This window comes from Limnobacter sp. 130 (assembly GCF_902506325.1).
Lineage (GTDB): Bacteria > Pseudomonadota > Gammaproteobacteria > Burkholderiales > Burkholderiaceae_B > Limnobacter.
The window spans coordinates 357,750-372,331 of record NZ_LR732330.1 but is presented as its reverse complement, the minus strand read 5'-3'; the positions used below and the strand labels follow the sequence as shown (position 1 = coordinate 372,331).

The 14,582-nt window shown below is 52.7% G+C and carries 15 protein-coding genes; 14 read left to right on the top strand and 1 reads right to left on the bottom strand.

Annotated elements, in window-relative coordinates:
- Positions 1-34 precede the first annotated feature (34 nt).
- The 4 genes from hisS to der are packed head-to-tail and all read left to right on the top strand — an operon-like array spanning position 35 to position 4,510.
- The gene (gene hisS / locus FRIGORI9N_RS10755) at positions 35-1,360 is read left to right on the top strand and encodes a histidine--tRNA ligase (protein WP_159570666.1); all 1,326 of its coding nucleotides are present in this window, start codon (positions 35-37) and stop codon (positions 1,358-1,360) included.
- The gene (locus FRIGORI9N_RS10750; RefSeq protein ID WP_159570663.1) at positions 1,357-1,998 is read left to right on the top strand and encodes a tetratricopeptide repeat protein; all 642 of its coding nucleotides are present in this window, start codon (positions 1,357-1,359) and stop codon (positions 1,996-1,998) included. The genes hisS and FRIGORI9N_RS10750 overlap by 4 nt, the downstream gene beginning before the upstream one ends.
- Positions 1,998-3,176, top strand: a complete 1,179-nt coding sequence (gene bamB, locus FRIGORI9N_RS10745; protein ID WP_159570660.1) for an outer membrane protein assembly factor BamB — start codon at positions 1,998-2,000, stop codon at positions 3,174-3,176. The genes FRIGORI9N_RS10750 and bamB overlap by 1 nt, the downstream gene beginning before the upstream one ends.
- 8 nt (positions 3,177-3,184) lie before the next feature.
- Positions 3,185-4,510 (top strand): ribosome biogenesis GTPase Der, encoded by a 1,326-nt coding sequence (gene der, locus FRIGORI9N_RS10740; protein WP_159570657.1) that lies wholly within the window; start codon positions 3,185-3,187, stop codon positions 4,508-4,510.
- Here the strand turns inward: der and FRIGORI9N_RS10735 are convergent.
- A complete protein-coding gene (locus tag FRIGORI9N_RS10735) occupies positions 4,507-4,827 on the bottom strand; it encodes an Mpo1-like protein (protein WP_159570654.1) in 321 nt (106 codons plus the stop codon). The two genes, der and FRIGORI9N_RS10735, sit on opposite strands and share 4 nt — an antisense overlap.
- Positions 4,828-4,972: 145 nt before the next feature.
- Here FRIGORI9N_RS10735 and FRIGORI9N_RS10730 point away from each other — a divergent pair, with 145 nt between their 5' ends.
- The 10 genes from FRIGORI9N_RS10730 to asd all read left to right on the top strand — a co-directional run bounded on the left by FRIGORI9N_RS10730 (position 4,973) and on the right by asd (position 14,563).
- The gene (locus FRIGORI9N_RS10730; protein WP_159570650.1) at positions 4,973-5,446 is read left to right on the top strand and encodes a CBS domain-containing protein; all 474 of its coding nucleotides are present in this window, start codon (positions 4,973-4,975) and stop codon (positions 5,444-5,446) included.
- Positions 5,447-5,478: 32 nt separating this feature from the next.
- Positions 5,479-6,507, top strand: a complete 1,029-nt coding sequence (locus tag FRIGORI9N_RS10725; RefSeq protein WP_159570647.1) for an NAD(P)/FAD-dependent oxidoreductase — start codon at positions 5,479-5,481, stop codon at positions 6,505-6,507.
- A 94-nt stretch (positions 6,508-6,601) separates the two neighbouring features.
- The gene (aroC, locus tag FRIGORI9N_RS10720; protein ID WP_159570644.1) at positions 6,602-7,708 is read left to right on the top strand and encodes a chorismate synthase; all 1,107 of its coding nucleotides are present in this window, start codon (positions 6,602-6,604) and stop codon (positions 7,706-7,708) included.
- Between the two features lie 27 nt (positions 7,709-7,735).
- Positions 7,736-8,917, top strand: coding sequence for an MFS transporter (locus FRIGORI9N_RS10715; protein ID WP_159570641.1), 1,182 nt, complete (start codon positions 7,736-7,738; stop codon positions 8,915-8,917).
- A 90-nt stretch (positions 8,918-9,007) separates the two neighbouring features.
- Positions 9,008-9,841, top strand: coding sequence for a M48 family metallopeptidase (locus tag FRIGORI9N_RS10710; protein ID WP_159570638.1), 834 nt, complete (start codon positions 9,008-9,010; stop codon positions 9,839-9,841).
- A gap of 146 nt (positions 9,842-9,987) precedes the next feature.
- On the top strand, positions 9,988-11,388 hold the full coding sequence (gene leuC, locus FRIGORI9N_RS10705) for a 3-isopropylmalate dehydratase large subunit (RefSeq protein WP_159570635.1): 1,401 nt from the start codon (positions 9,988-9,990) through the stop codon (positions 11,386-11,388).
- An 18-nt stretch (positions 11,389-11,406) separates the two neighbouring features.
- Entirely contained in the window at positions 11,407-11,544 is a 138-nt protein-coding gene (locus tag FRIGORI9N_RS10700; RefSeq protein WP_159570632.1) for an entericidin A/B family lipoprotein, read from the top strand.
- A 91-nt stretch (positions 11,545-11,635) separates the two neighbouring features.
- Entirely contained in the window at positions 11,636-12,277 is a 642-nt protein-coding gene (leuD, locus tag FRIGORI9N_RS10695) for a 3-isopropylmalate dehydratase small subunit (protein WP_159570629.1), read from the top strand.
- A 23-nt stretch (positions 12,278-12,300) separates the two neighbouring features.
- The gene (leuB, locus tag FRIGORI9N_RS10690) at positions 12,301-13,395 is read left to right on the top strand and encodes a 3-isopropylmalate dehydrogenase (RefSeq protein WP_159570626.1); all 1,095 of its coding nucleotides are present in this window, start codon (positions 12,301-12,303) and stop codon (positions 13,393-13,395) included.
- 46 nt (positions 13,396-13,441) lie between these two features.
- Positions 13,442-14,563: an aspartate-semialdehyde dehydrogenase gene (asd, locus tag FRIGORI9N_RS10685; RefSeq protein ID WP_159571799.1), complete on the top strand. Its 1,122-nt coding sequence runs from the start codon at positions 13,442-13,444 to the stop codon at positions 14,561-14,563.
- The last annotated feature ends 19 nt before the right edge of the window (positions 14,564-14,582 follow it).

The window sequence follows — 14,582 nt, the reverse complement described above, 5'->3', positions numbered from 1 at the left end:
AATACCGGGTTGAGAAATTAAGTTGAATGCGTCAATGAGTCATCCTGAGTCGCCGGAACAATCCAAAGCCAAGAAGCAACCCCGTCTTCAATCCGTTAAGGGCATGAACGATGTATTGCCTGTAGAGGGCATTCACTGGGAAAACCTTGAGGTCATGCTGCGCGAATGGTTGACTTCCTATGGCTACCGTTTGATTAAAACGCCTGTACTTGAACCTACGTCGCTGTTTCGCCGTGGCATTGGTGAAGTCACCGACATTGTTGAAAAAGAGATGTTCAGCTTTGTGGATCGCTTGAATGGCGATGAACTCACGCTGAGGCCAGAATTCACGGCCGGTATTGCACGCGCCACCATCCAGCACAATTTGACCTATGCAGCGCCCCAGCGTGTGTACTCCATGGGGCCAGTGTTCCGCCATGAGCGCCCCCAGCGCGGTCGTTATCGTCAATTTCACCAGCTTGATGTCGAAGCCTTGGGCTTCGCTGGCCCCGATATTGATGCAGAACTGATCGTCATGCTTTCACGCCTGTGGCGTGAAATGGGCCTTGAAGACGTGCGGCTTGAAATTAACTGCCTGGGCGAAGCGCCAGAACGTTTGGCTCATCGCCAGGCTTTGATTACTTATTTTGAAGCACACACTGAATTGCTCGATGAAGATGCCAAACGGCGCCTGCACAGCAATCCATTGCGCATTCTGGACACCAAAAATCCAGCCATGCAAGACATGGTTAACGGAGCGCCGCGCCTGTCCGAGTTTCTGGGCGCAGAATCGCTGGTTCACTATCAGGGTGTGAAACGTCTGCTCGACGACGCAGGTGTGCAGTACATCGAGAATCCGCGTTTGGTTCGTGGTCTGGATTACTACAACCTCACCGTGTTCGAGTGGATCACCGACGCATTGGGAACACAGGGTACTATCTGTGGCGGTGGTCGATACGATGGTTTGATCGAAGTTCTGGGTGGAAAACCCACGCCTGCCATTGGATTTGCAATTGGCCTGGAACGTTTGCTCGAGTTGTACCTCGAAGTGAATCAGCCCGATGACACTGCAGATCTGGATGTGTACGTTGTTCACCAGGGTGAGGGCACCTCCCGCCGCGCATTTACTCTGGCTGAAGAGCTTCGGGATGCAGGTTTTGCGGTGGTATTGCACGCAGGCGGTGGTGGATTTAAAAGCCAGATGAAGCGTGCCGATATCAGCGGCGCAGCTGTGGCGGTTATTCTGGGTGAGAACGAATTGAATGCAGGCACTGCGGCAGTCAAATTGCTGCGTGGTGAAAGCAAACAGGAAGAATTCAAACAAGAGGGATTGGCCGAAGCCATTTTCGGTCTGCTTTACGGAGAAGGAGAGGAGTCTTGAGTCGATACAGCCTTGAAGAACAAGAACAACTGGCCAGTTTGAAGGCATTCTGGTCCAAATACGGCAGTTTTATTCTGACCGTGTTGATTCTTGTGTTCGGTGCCTTTGCCTTGAACAACGGTTGGAAATGGTGGCAAACGCGCCAGTCCACAGAAGCGGTTGTGGTCTACGAACGTTTGGAGGCGGCCTCGCGAGAGGGCAATATCGACCTGGTGGGGCAAACTCAGAAAACCTTGATCGAGGATCATGCGGGTTCACCTTACGCACAACGCGGTGCCCTGATTGCAGCCAAGGCTTTTTTTGACGAAGGCAAGCTCGATGAGGCCAAAGAATCACTGAAGTGGGCTTCTGAAGAAGCCAAGCTGGATGAATATGCGGCCACTGCCCGACTGATGCTGGCTGGCATTTTGATCGAACAATCTGATTTCGACGGTGCCAAAGCCGCTTTAAGTGACAATTATCCTGGTTTTGAAGGCCTGTTTCATGATCGCTTGGGCGATCTGGCCCTGGCCCAGAAAGATGTGGCAACAGCTCGCAAGGAGTATGAGTTGGCGCTTGCTACCATTCAGGCAGACAGCCCATGGAAGCAAGTAATCGAGCGCAAAATTAGCGCCTTGCCCAAACTGGAGACCAAATAATGAGTACGCCAATGAAGCAAGCCATCAAAGTCTCATCCCTTGTAACGGTTCTGGCCTTGCTGGGCGGTTGTGCTGCAATCAGTTCGACCATGAGCAGCCTGAACCCATTTGGTAACAGCGCCGTAAAGCCTGCTGAATTGCAGCCCTTTACTTCACAACTGAAAGTTGCAAATGCCTGGTCTGTGGATGTTGGTGATTCTGAGCAGGGCAGTTTTACACCGGTGTTGCTCGACTCCACCGTGTATGCCGCGTCGGAAGAAGGTCAGTTGGTGGCAATTGACAAGGCCACGGGCAAAACAAAATGGAAAGTGAAAGTAGGCACGAAGCTGAAAGCGGGTGTTGCCGCGACGCTTGACACCATTGCTGTGATCGACGCGAACAATAACCTGGTTGCGTTTGATGCCAACGGCAAACAAAAATGGCAAGTCGGTGTGGGTGCCGATGTAAGCAGTGTGCCCGTGGGTGCTGCCGGCACTATCCTGGTTCGCGGCATTGATTTCTCTGTGATTGCTTATTCTGCGTCGAACGGTGCACAACGCTGGAAGTACACACGCCAATTGCCACCGCTGACCCTGCGCGTCAATACGCCTGTGGATGTGAACAATGCACGCGTGTATGCCGGTTTCCCGGGTGGTCGTTTGGTTGCACTTGACCTGAGCACGGGCACCGTGGTTTGGGAAGGTACTTTGGCCACGCCCAGCGGCACCACTGAAATTGAACGCATTACTGATGTGACCGGCACGCCAATCTACAACTTCCGCGAAGTGTGTGCGGCTGCGTTTCAAGGCAAGGTAGGTTGCCTGGATTCCGTGAGTGCACGCCCTATCTGGACAAGCGATTTTTCCGCACCCAGCGGTGCCTCCGTAGACGACCGTTACCTGATCGCCCCCAATGAACTGGGCGATTTATTCGCATTCTCCCGCAGTGGCGGCAAGCAGGTTTGGAAAATTGAAAATTTCCAGCGCCGCCAGCCTACCACGCCGACCGTCATTGGCCGTGCCGTGGCCGTGGGTGACTACGAAGGTTATGTTCATTTCATTGATCGAGACACCGGCAAAACCATTGCGCGAACAAGAGTGGGTTCAACCGCCTTGACCAGCCAGCCGGTGCCTGCTGAAACCGATGCGCTGATTGCGCAATCGCGTGGCGGCAGTGTGGCCCTGATATCTGTCCAGTAAAGTAAAACATGAAACCTGTCATTGCCCTGGTTGGGCGCCCAAACGTGGGTAAGTCCACATTGTTCAATCGCTTGACTCGAACAAGAGACGCCCTTGTGGCCAACCAGCCGGGTTTAACCCGTGATCGCCACTATGGCCTGGGGCGTATTGGTCCGCGTGAATACCTTGTAGTCGACACCGGTGGTCTTGAGCCTGTCGCCAAAGAGGGCATTTACGCTGAAATGGCCAAGCAAAGCAGGCAGGCCATTGTTGAGTCTGATCTGGTGTTGTTTCTTGTGGATGGTCGCCAGGGTGTAACCCCTCATGACCACGTGATTGCTGCAGAGCTGCGCAAAGCCAAGCGAGAAGTGATTTTGGTGGTCAATAAAACCGAGGGCTACACGCACTCGATGGCTGCCGCCGATTTCTTCGAGCTGGGTTTGGGCGAGCCGGAAACCATTTCTGCCAGTCACGGGGATGGCGTTCGTCAATTGATGGACATTGCCTGCGAAAAATTGCCGGTGTTGCCAGAAGATGATGAGGGCGGGCGACGAATCAAAGTTGCAATTGCCGGTCGTCCCAATGTGGGCAAGTCGACGATGGTAAACACTTTGCTGGGTGAAGAGCGCGTGATTGCCTTCGATTTGCCCGGCACCACCCGAGACAGCATTTACATTGATTTCGAACGCAACGACAAGCCCTACACCCTGATTGACACTGCTGGTTTGCGCAAACGTGGCAAAGTGTTCGAATCGGTTGAAAAGTTTTCTGTGATCAAAACCCTGCAGGCGATCGAAGACGCGAATGTGGTCATTCTGATGCTGGATGCGCAGCAGGATATTTCTGATCAGGATGCGTCAATTGCAGGCTTTATTGTAGAAGCAGGGCGTTCGCTGGTGCTGGCTGTCAATAAGTGGGACAGTCTGGACGACTATCGCAAAGAACGTATCAAGGCAGAAGTGGGCCGCAAGTTGACCTTTTTGAACTATGCCAAGTTTCACTATGTATCGGCGACCAAGCCTTTCGGCATCGCCGCCATGATGAAGTCAGTGGACGAGGCGCACGCAGCCGCTTTCGCAAAACTGTCTACACCGAAGTTGACACGCCTGATTCAAGAGTGTGTTGAGCACCAGCAACCTCCGCGCAAGGGTATTTTCCGGCCGAAATTGCGTTATGCGCACCAGGGCGGCCAAAATCCACCCATTGTTATTGTGCATGGCACAGCGCTGGATGCCATTCCAGACAATTACAAACGTTACCTGGAAACCCGCATTCGTGAGCGTTTCAAACTCGATGGCACGCCGCTTCGGGTTGAATTCCGAAGCAACGTGAACCCGTTTGACAAGAAGGATTAAAACGGAATTTTGCGGGTCAGAATGTCTTTGTACATGACCCAGTCACCCATCAAGCTATACAACGGATATTTGAATGTGGCGGGGCGGTTCTTCTCGAAAAAGAAGTGCCCCACCCATGCAAATGCATATCCGGTCAACAAACCATACAGCAGCCACATTGGTTGGCCGGTGGTGATCAATTTGAACAAACACACCAGTGCCAGTGTTGAGCCCACAAAATGCAGTCTGCGGCAGATCAGGTTGTTGTGCTCGGCCAGGTAAAACGGGTAAAAATCAGCAAAAGTTTGAAATCTGTTTCCGGTTTTTGGCATGCCCATGTCTCCATTTATTTATTTTTAATCGTTGTAGTTTACATCCCTTGCCGCTTCAGGCCTGTATTTGCCCAGAAATTTGGACTTGAAAGCTGTGGCATTTCGGGTAGGATGAATAAAACGACCATAAGAATATTCTAGGAGGTTTGTGATGCAAGTTAAAGAAGTCCTGCGCGTGAAGGGCAACACGCTTTTTACGGTCACTCCCGAAACCAATTTATCGGATTGTGTTGTCACCATGGCTGATCATGACGTGGGCTCTTTGGTGGTCATGGACAAAGGCGTGCTGGCTGGCATCGTAACCTTCCGTGAAGTAATTCGCGTGTTGGCCAAGCGGCAAAAAGAGCACCGCACAGGCCCCACACCGCCAGTGGCAGAAATCGTGGTTCGTGAAGTGATGAACACAGAACCCACAGTGGCCACGCTGGATATGGAAGTGGACAGTCTTCGAAAATTGATGCTTGAGAACCACCAGCGTTATTTGCCGGTGATGGATGGAAACACCCTGTGTGGCGTAATTTCTTTTCACGATGTGGCCAAGGCCGTGCTCGAAGAGCAAGGGTTCGAGAACAAAATGCTGAAAGGCTATATTCGCGATTGGCCAATGGAAGAAAGCAGTAACTGAGTTGAAATCCAAGCAGTACAGGTGGTGTTAAATTGAAGAAGAGAGTTGCGATTATCGGTTCGGGTGTGTCGGGTTTGGCATGCGCAAGAGAATTGGTTCAGCAGGGCCACGAAGTTACTTTATTTGAAAAAAGTCGTGGTCCGGGCGGGCGCATGCCCACGCGCTGGTTGAACCGTGATGTCGAACCCCCCTTGGGTTTTGATCACGGAACCCAGTATTTTCAGGCATCGACCCCAGCCTTTGTTCAGTTGGTTGAGCAGGCTCAAAAAGCGCAAGCGGTTGCGCCTTGGGCCGGTACGGTCGTCAATCTCGGTTATGGGTTTTCTTCTCCACACAACAGCACCACAACACGATGGGTTGGCACGCCGGGCATGGCTAGCCTGGGGCGTTTTATGGCTCACGGGTTGGATATTCGCCTGCAATGCAGAGTGGCTGGAATGGCCCGCATGGATGGTGCCTATCAACTGACTATTCACCTTGGTGATGGCACAGTGCGGGTTGAATCCGGTTTTGATGCTGTGGTGTGCGCGGTGCCTGCAGAACAGGTTGTTCCCCTGTTTGATGAAATTCACAAGCCTTTGGCAAGCCTGGCTTCCGGTGTTCAGTCCAATGTAACGTGGTCGGTTATGCTGACTCCTCGCGAAGCGGTCAAAGTCGATTTCGATGGGGCTTTTGTGGTTGACAGTCCTTTGGGCTGGATTTGTCGCGATTCATCCAAACCGGGCAGGGCGGTGGGTGATCGCTGGATGTTGCAGGCCACCGCAGACTGGTCCCGATTGCATCAAGATTATGCAGCCGATGAGGTGGGCAAAATGCTGCTGGATGTGTTTTGCAATGTGACAGGTCAATTGATTGAAGGACCCTTGACCTTGACTGCACACCGTTGGCTGTATTCATTACCCAGCAATCCGGTGGGCATGCCCTGTTATTTCAGCGAGGAATCCATGTTGGGTGCTTGCGGTGACTGGCTCAATGGTGCGCGTGTTGAAGACGCGTTTTTGAGTGGTCACACCCTTGGTCATCAGCTGTCGAATGCATTTGACAGCACTTTGATTCAGTAGCAACTTGGTTGCAATTGAGCAAGCTCAACGCCCGCGCCGTTCAGGTGCGGGATAATCCGATAAAATAACGTTTTGCCTATTCGAGTAAACGCGCATGTCTGGAAGCAGCTTGGGTCGCCTTTTTGTGGTCAGTAATTTTGGAGAAAGCCATGGGCCTGCCATTGGTTGCGTGGTTGACGGCTGCCCACCCGGTTTGCCACTGACCGAAGCAGATCTGCAGGCCGACCTGGATCGGCGCAAGCCGGGGACTTCCCGCCATGTGACGCAACGCCAGGAAGCTGACCAAGTCGAAATTTTGTCCGGTGTGTTTGAAGGCCTTACCACGGGCGCACCAATTGGCTTGCTGATTCGCAATCAGGACCAACGCAGCAAAGACTACGGCAACATCATGGACACCTTTCGCCCAGGCCATGCTGATTACACCTACTGGCACAAATACGGCATTCGCGATTTTCGCGGAGGCGGTCGCTCCTCTGCCCGCATGACCGCGCCCATGGTGGCTGCGGGTGCCATCGCAAAAAAATGGTTGGCCAGTAAGCTGGGTATCGAGATTCGCGGTTGCATGACTCAAATTGGTGAGGTGGACATTCCATTTTCCACTTGGGACGATGTGCACACCAACCCGTTCTTTGCGCCAAACAATGGAAAAATTGCCGAGCTTGAGGCTTACATGGATGCCTTGAGAAAGTCGGGCGATTCGTGTGGTGCAGGGCTGCGTGTACAAGCCACCGGCGTACCCGTGGGTTTGGGTTCTCCTTTGTATGACAAGCTGGATGCCGACATTGCCCATGCCATGATGAGTATCAATGCCGTGAAGGGCGTTGAGATTGGTGCTGGTTTTGCCTGTATTTCACAAAAAGGCTCGGTGCATGGCGATGAAATGACCCCCGAGGGTTTTGGCTCCAACCATGCGGGCGGTGTTCTGGGCGGCATTTCCACCGGGCAAGATATTGAAGTTCGAATGGCAATCAAGCCAACATCGAGCATTCGACTGCCGAGAAAGTCGATAGACAAATCAGGCAATCCGATCGAAGTCGAAACTTACGGTCGTCATGACCCCTGCGTTGGAATTCGCGCAACTCCGATTGCTGAAGCCATGCTGGCATTGGTCATCATGGATCATTTGCTGATGCACCGTGCGCAGTGTGCGGATGTGCAGGTGGATACGCCACAGATTCCACCAGGTATTTCAAACTATTAAATCGTCAATCTCGAAACGGGCAGGCATTTGCAACTGGGCTGGTTAGCGCTTTTTTACGCAGCGTATTTCGCATTTGTTGGCCTGTATTCGCCGTTCCTGGGGCCGTACTTAAAGTCCATTGGCCACAGCCTGGATGTGATTGCCCTGTCCTTGGGCATGATGCAACTGATGCGAATCGTAGGGCCCTTTGCGTGGGGCTGGATCGCGGATCACACCGGTAACAGGGTTCGCTGGATTCGGCTGGGTACTTTTGCGGGCTTTTGCTTTGCAGCCCTGGCATTTTGGTATCAGCAAACGCCCTCGTATCTGATCGTGCTGATCCTTCTGTTGAATTTGAGCATTTCGGGGTTGGTTCCCATGTCCGACTCCTACGCCATGGAGCGTTGTGCCGGCTGTACGGGCCGGTACGGCCAGGTGCGTTTGTATGGTTCCTTGGGCTTTGTGGCAGCTGTATTGGTTTTTGGCGCAGTGGCCGATCGTTTCGGTTTTGCTTCTTATCCGGTGTGGGCCTGTGCCATGTTGTTGCTCGGGTTTGTTGCTGCGCTGAAGTTTGCGCCGGATTCCGCCCGCGTGCCCGCAACTGAAAGCTCAATTGCCTTCACAGGCAGCGGATTCAAACGCCTTTTATTGCCCGGTCCAATGCCGCTGTTCTGGCTGGCTGCGTTCTTCATGATTTTTGCCCACGGGGTTTTTTACGCCTTCTTTTCGCTTTATTTGCTTGAATTCAATTATTCAGAAATGAGCATTGGCGGCTTGTGGGCTTTTGGCGTGATGTGTGAGGTGGTGTTTTTTGCCCTTCAAACACGATTTTTTAAACGTTTCTCTCTCAACACCTGGCTTTGCGTCAGTTTTGCAGCTTGTGCATTCCGTTTTGCACTCACCGCGGCATTTCCCGAATACGGTTGGATCATGTTGTCCGCCCAAGGTTTGCACGCTTTAACATTTGCGGCGCACCACACCGCCACCATTTCCTGGTTGCGCGAGAATTTGCCGGTAAAACTGGTGGTTCGTGGCCAGGCAATGTATGCCACCATTGCCTATGGGCTTGGTGGATCAGCGGGTACGTTTCTGGGCCGTTTTGCCTGGGAACTGGGCGGGCCCTCCAGCGCTTTTGCGATGGCGTCGTTAAGCGGATTGATCGCTTTGCTTTTGGGGTGGCGTTTTACGATTGCCAGCAAGCTGGCACCTTCGGCACTTTTGTCGCGATAAACTGTCTCATGTCGGTAGTTGATGTCAACTTTGCAGCATTGTGTGCCGTTTTTAAGAAACGGTTTTACTGAAAATTACAGGTGAAAAATAATGGTATTTTCTGGACTCAAGCGACGCACAGCCCTGGCACTAAGCCTTGCGTTTTCAACTGGTGTGTTGACTGCGTGTTTAACTACTCAAACCACCTCAGGTGGGGCGGTCGGGGTTGATCGCTCCCAGTTTGTGCTGGTTTCTTCGGCAGAAGTCGATGCGGCTGCTGCCAAAGGCTACGCCGATGTGATCGCCAAAGCCCAGAAAGAAGGCAAATTGAATAAGGACGCCAAGCAGGTGGCCAGAATTCGGGCAATCGCCAATCGATTGATTCCCCAGACAGCGGCCTTTCGAACCGATGCGCCGCAGTGGAAATGGGAAGTCAATGTGATCGAATCAGACCAGCTCAATGCGTGGTGTATGGCTGGTGGAAAGATTGCGTTTTATTCGGCCCTGATCGAAAAACTCGCCCTGACTGATGATGAAATCGCGGCCATCATGGGGCATGAAATTGCCCATGCTTTGCGGGAACACAGTCGCGAGCGAATTTCGCAGCAGTTGGCCACATCGGTGGGGCTTGATTTGATCTCTGCGGGTTTGGGTTTGTCCCGCGGCGCATCAGACTTGGCGGGTATGGCAGCGAATGTGGCTATTTCTCTGCCGTATGGCCGTTCTCATGAGGTGGAGTCGGATCGAATTGGCGTGGAGTTAGCGGCGCGTGCGGGTTATAACCCCCGTGCTGCGATCAGTGTTTGGCAAAAGATGAGCCGGGCTGGTGGTGGTTCACCTCCCGAGTTGTTGTCTACGCATCCTTCGCCTGAGAATCGAATTCAGGATCTCGAAGTTTACTCAGCCCGAGTTCAACCCTTGTATGAGCAAGCCAAGAAGCGTTAAAGGCCTTGATTTGAGGTGCCGCCTTGTCGGCTGCGCTGTAAGCCCAAGGCTGGCTGTGGCATAATAAGGGGTTATTTTTTACGCAATTTGCTGGTCAATTCAGATCGACGAATCTGAATGATTCAGCCCGAAGCAGGTCCTTGAAAATGGCAAAAACTCTTTACGACAAACTCTGGGAAAGTCACGTGGTGCGTACCGAAGAAGACGGTACCTCACTGATTTACATTGACCGCCATTTGCTGCATGAAGTCACCAGTCCCCAGGCATTCGAAGGCCTGGAGTTGGCTGGCCGCGACTTGTGGCGCAACAGTGCCAACCTGGCGGTGGTGGATCACAACGTACCAACTACCGATCGCTCCAAGGGCATTGCCGACCCCACTTCGCGTTTGCAGGTTGAAACCCTGGATAAAAATGCAAAAGCCCATGGCCTGACCTACTTTGACATCAAAGACCTGCGCCAAGGCATTGTGCATGTGATTGGACCTGAGCAGGGCGCAACCTTGCCTGGCATGACCGTGGTTTGTGGCGATTCGCACACCAGTACCCACGGGGCCATCGGTGCACTGGCGTTTGGCATTGGTACCTCAGAAGTTGAGCATGTCATGGCCACTCAGTGTTTGCTGATGAAGAAGGCCAAAAACATGCTGGTGCGTGTTGAGGGCACCTTGGGCAAAGGCGTGTCTGCCAAAGATGTCATCTTGGCCATCATTGGAAAAATTGGTACGGCTGGTGGTACCGGCTACGCGATTGAATTCGCCGGTTCGGCAATTCGTGGCTTGTCCGTCGAAGGTCGCATGACCATGTGCAATATGGCCATCGAGGGTGGGGCGCGTTCCGGCATGGTGGCTGTGGATGACAAAACCATTGAATACGTGAAAGGGCGTCCGTTCAGCCCGAAAGGCGAAATGTGGGACCCAGCAGTCGCTTACTGGAAAACCTTGCATACGGATGATGGCGCACATTTTGACCAGGTGGTTGAACTGCGCGCAGAAGACATTCAGCCGCAAGTCAGCTGGGGCACTTCACCAGAGATGGTCACGGACGTGCACGGTGTGGTCCCCGATCCCGCAGCGGTGTCAGACCCCGTAAAACGCCAAGGCTACGAGCGTGCTTTGCAATATATGGGCCTGAAACCCTTGCAGAAAATCGAAGAAATTAATGTAGACACCGTGTTTATCGGTTCTTGCACGAATTCACGCATCGAGGATTTGCGCGACGCCGCAGCGGTGGTGAAGGGCAAGAAAAAAGCCGAGTCAGTCAAGTTGGCCATGGTGGTGCCAGGCTCTGGCCTGGTGAAGGCGCAGGCTGAGAAAGAAGGTCTGGACAAAATTTTCCTGGATGCCGGATTTGAATGGCGTGAGCCTGGTTGTTCCATGTGTTTGGCCATGAACGCCGACCGCCTGGGCAGTGGTGAACGTTGTGCATCTACCAGCAACCGGAACTTTGAAGGACGTCAAGGTGCGGGCGGCCGTACACACCTTGTTAGCCCGGCCATGGCGGCCGCGGCGGCGATTGCAGGCCATTTCACTGATTCCAGAACTTTTTAAAACAAAGGAGTGTTTGATATGAAAATCGTTTCCGCACTTTTGCTCGCTTTGTCAGCTTTGTCATTGTCTGCCTGTAACACCATTGAAGGCATGGGCAAAGACATCAAAGCCGGTGGTGAAGCCATTGAGCGCACTGCCGATGAAAACAAGAAGTAATTTTTAACTTGCATTCTGAAGTGGCGCTGGCAATGTTGTTTTTCCAGCGCGGCTTGAACTCCGGTAAATCCGGAATATTCACGGATTAATTATGGACAAATTTGTAACCCACACTGGTATCGCCGTTGCGTTGAACCGCGCCAATGTGGACACCGACGCCATCATCCCCAAACAGTTTTTGAAAAGCATCAAGCGAACAGGTTTTGGGGAGCATTTGTTTGATGGCTGGCGTTATCTCGACGAAGGTGAGCCTGGCATGGATTGCACCACACGCCCCCTGAATCCTGATTTCGAGTTGAATAAACCCGAGTTTCAAGGTGGCACCGTGTTGGTGGCTGGCCCCAACTTTGGTTGTGGTTCCTCGCGCGAACATGCGCCTTGGGCACTTCAGCAATATGGTTTCAAGGCTGTTATTTCCAGTAGTTTTGCCGATATTTTCTTCAACAATTGCTTTAAGAATGGTTTCTTACCCATTGTTTTAAAAGAACAAGAGGTGAAAGAGATTTTGACGGCAATTGACTCAAAGCCTGGCATTGAAATCACAGTCAGCCTTGAGCACCAAACCGTGAGTATTGCTGGCAAAAGCTATGGTTTTAACGTGGATGCATTCCGCAAGCATTGCCTGGTGAATGGTTTCGATGACATTGGCCTGACTTTGCAGCACCGTGACGACATTGTTGCGTTCGAGAAAAACCGCCTGGCAAACCAGCCTTGGCTTGCAAACACTATCTAAATAAAAACAAGCAGAGAATCAGAATGACATTGAAAATCGCCGTAATGCCCGGTGACGGCATTGGCCAAGAGATTACAGCGCAGGCCGTTAAGGTGCTTGAAGCACTGAAAACTGACGGTTTGAACATCGAGTTCGAGCATGCCTTGATCGGAGGTGTGGCTTATCGCGAGAAAGGTGTGCCGCTACCAGAGGAAACTGTGGCTTTGGCCAAGGCGTCCGACGCTGTGTTGTTTGGTGCCGTTGGCGATTTTTCGCTGGATACACTGCCGCGCCACCTGCGCCCCGAGCAGGCCATCCTGGGGATTCGCAAGGCTTTGAACCTGTTTGCCAATTTCCGCCCGGCCATGGTGTACGACGAGCTGGCCGATGCGTCGACCTTGCGCCCGGAAGTGGTGGCTGGTCTGGATATTCTGATTGTTCGTGAATTGACTGGCGACATTTACTTTGGCACCCCGCGTGGCAACAGAATTGCCGAAGATGGTCCATTCAAGGGCGAACGTGAGGCATTCGACACCATGCGTTACGCCGAAACCGAGATTCGCAGAATTGCACATGTGGCCTTCCAGGCTGCGCAAAAGCGCGGTGGCAAGCTGTGTTCTGTCGACAAGGCCAATGTGCTGGAAACAACCCAGTTCTGGCGCGATATCGTGACCGAAGTGGGCAAGGAATACAACGATGTCGAACTGAGCCACATGTATGTGGACAATGCCGCCATGCAGTTGCTGAAAAACCCCAAGCAGTTTGACGTGATCGTGACCGGTAATCTGTTCGGTGATATTTTGTCAGATGAAGCGTCCATGTTGACCGGTTCTATTGGCATGTTGCCCTCGGCCTCGCTGAACGAATCGAACTTTGGTCTTTACGAGCCAATTCATGGCTCAGCACCCGACATTGCGGGCAAGGATTTGGCCAACCCCATGGCCACGGTGCTTTCAGCGGCCATGATGCTGCGTTACACCTTTGGTCTTGAGGACTATGCAATCCGTATTGAGAATGCGGTGAAAACCGTGCTGGCCACGGGGCCGCGTACCGGCGATATCTGGCGCGATGGGAAGGTGCGTACCGGCACTGTGGGCATGGGCGATGCGATTGTGGCTGCGCTGGCCAAACAGCGCTAAAGCGAAATCGCAATTCAAGAATTTAAAAGTACTGGAGTTTTTTATGTTGAAAGTTGGTTTGGTCGGATGGCGTGGCATGGTGGGTTCCGTGCTCATGCAACGCATGCAGGAAGAGAATGATTTCGCGCATTTCGAGCCGATTTTCTTCTCGACTTCCAATGCGGGTGGCAAGGCACCGGCTTTCGCCGGCAATGCGGGCCCCTTGCAAGATGCAAACAGTATCGACGCCCTGAAACAAATGGACGTGGTGTTGACTTGCCAGGGTGGTGATTACACCAACGAGGTGTTCCCCAAGCTGCGCGAAGCGGGTTGGAATGGTTACTGGATTGATGCGGCCTCCAGCCTGCGCATGAAAGACGACTCCATTATCATTCTTGACCCCGTGAACATGAACGTGATTAAAGACGGCCTGACCAAAGGCGTCAAGAATTACGTGGGTGGTAACTGCACCGTGTCACTGATGCTGATGGCTTTGGGCGGCCTGTTCCAGAATGACAAGATCGAGTGGGTCACTTCCATGACTTACCAGGCGGCTTCGGGTGCTGGCGCACAAAACATGCGCGAACTGATTTCGCAAATGGGCAGCATTCATGGTTCGGTCCAAGACCTCTTGGCTGACCCCGCGTCTGCCATTCTGGAAATTGATCGCAAGGTTGCTCAGCACATCAATTCCGATGCCTACCCCAGCGATAATTTTGGCGTGCCACTGGGTGGAAGCCTGATTCCATGGATCGACAAAGACCTGGGCAACGGCCAGTCCAAAGAAGAATGGAAGGGTGGCGCCGAGACCAATAAAATTTTGGGCAAACCTGCCATGGGCGCGCCCGGTTGCGTGCCTGTAGACGGTCTGTGCGTGCGTGTGGGCGCCATGCGTTGCCACTCGCAGGCGTTGACGATCAAGTTGAAGCAAGACATTCCGTTGAATGAGATCAATGACATGCTTGCCAAGGCCAATGATTGGGTTAAAGTAATTCCCAATGAACGCGATGCTTCCATGCGCGATTTGACTCCAGCCGCGGTAACAGGTCGCATGCACGTGCCTGTGGGGCGTTTGAGAAAAATGGCCATGGGTGGTAGTTATTTGAGCGCATTCACGGTGGGCGATCAGTTGTTGTGGGGTGCGGCCGAGCCATTGCGTCGTATGTTGCGCATTTTGATCGAACGCTAAGCAGCACCAATATTGATCA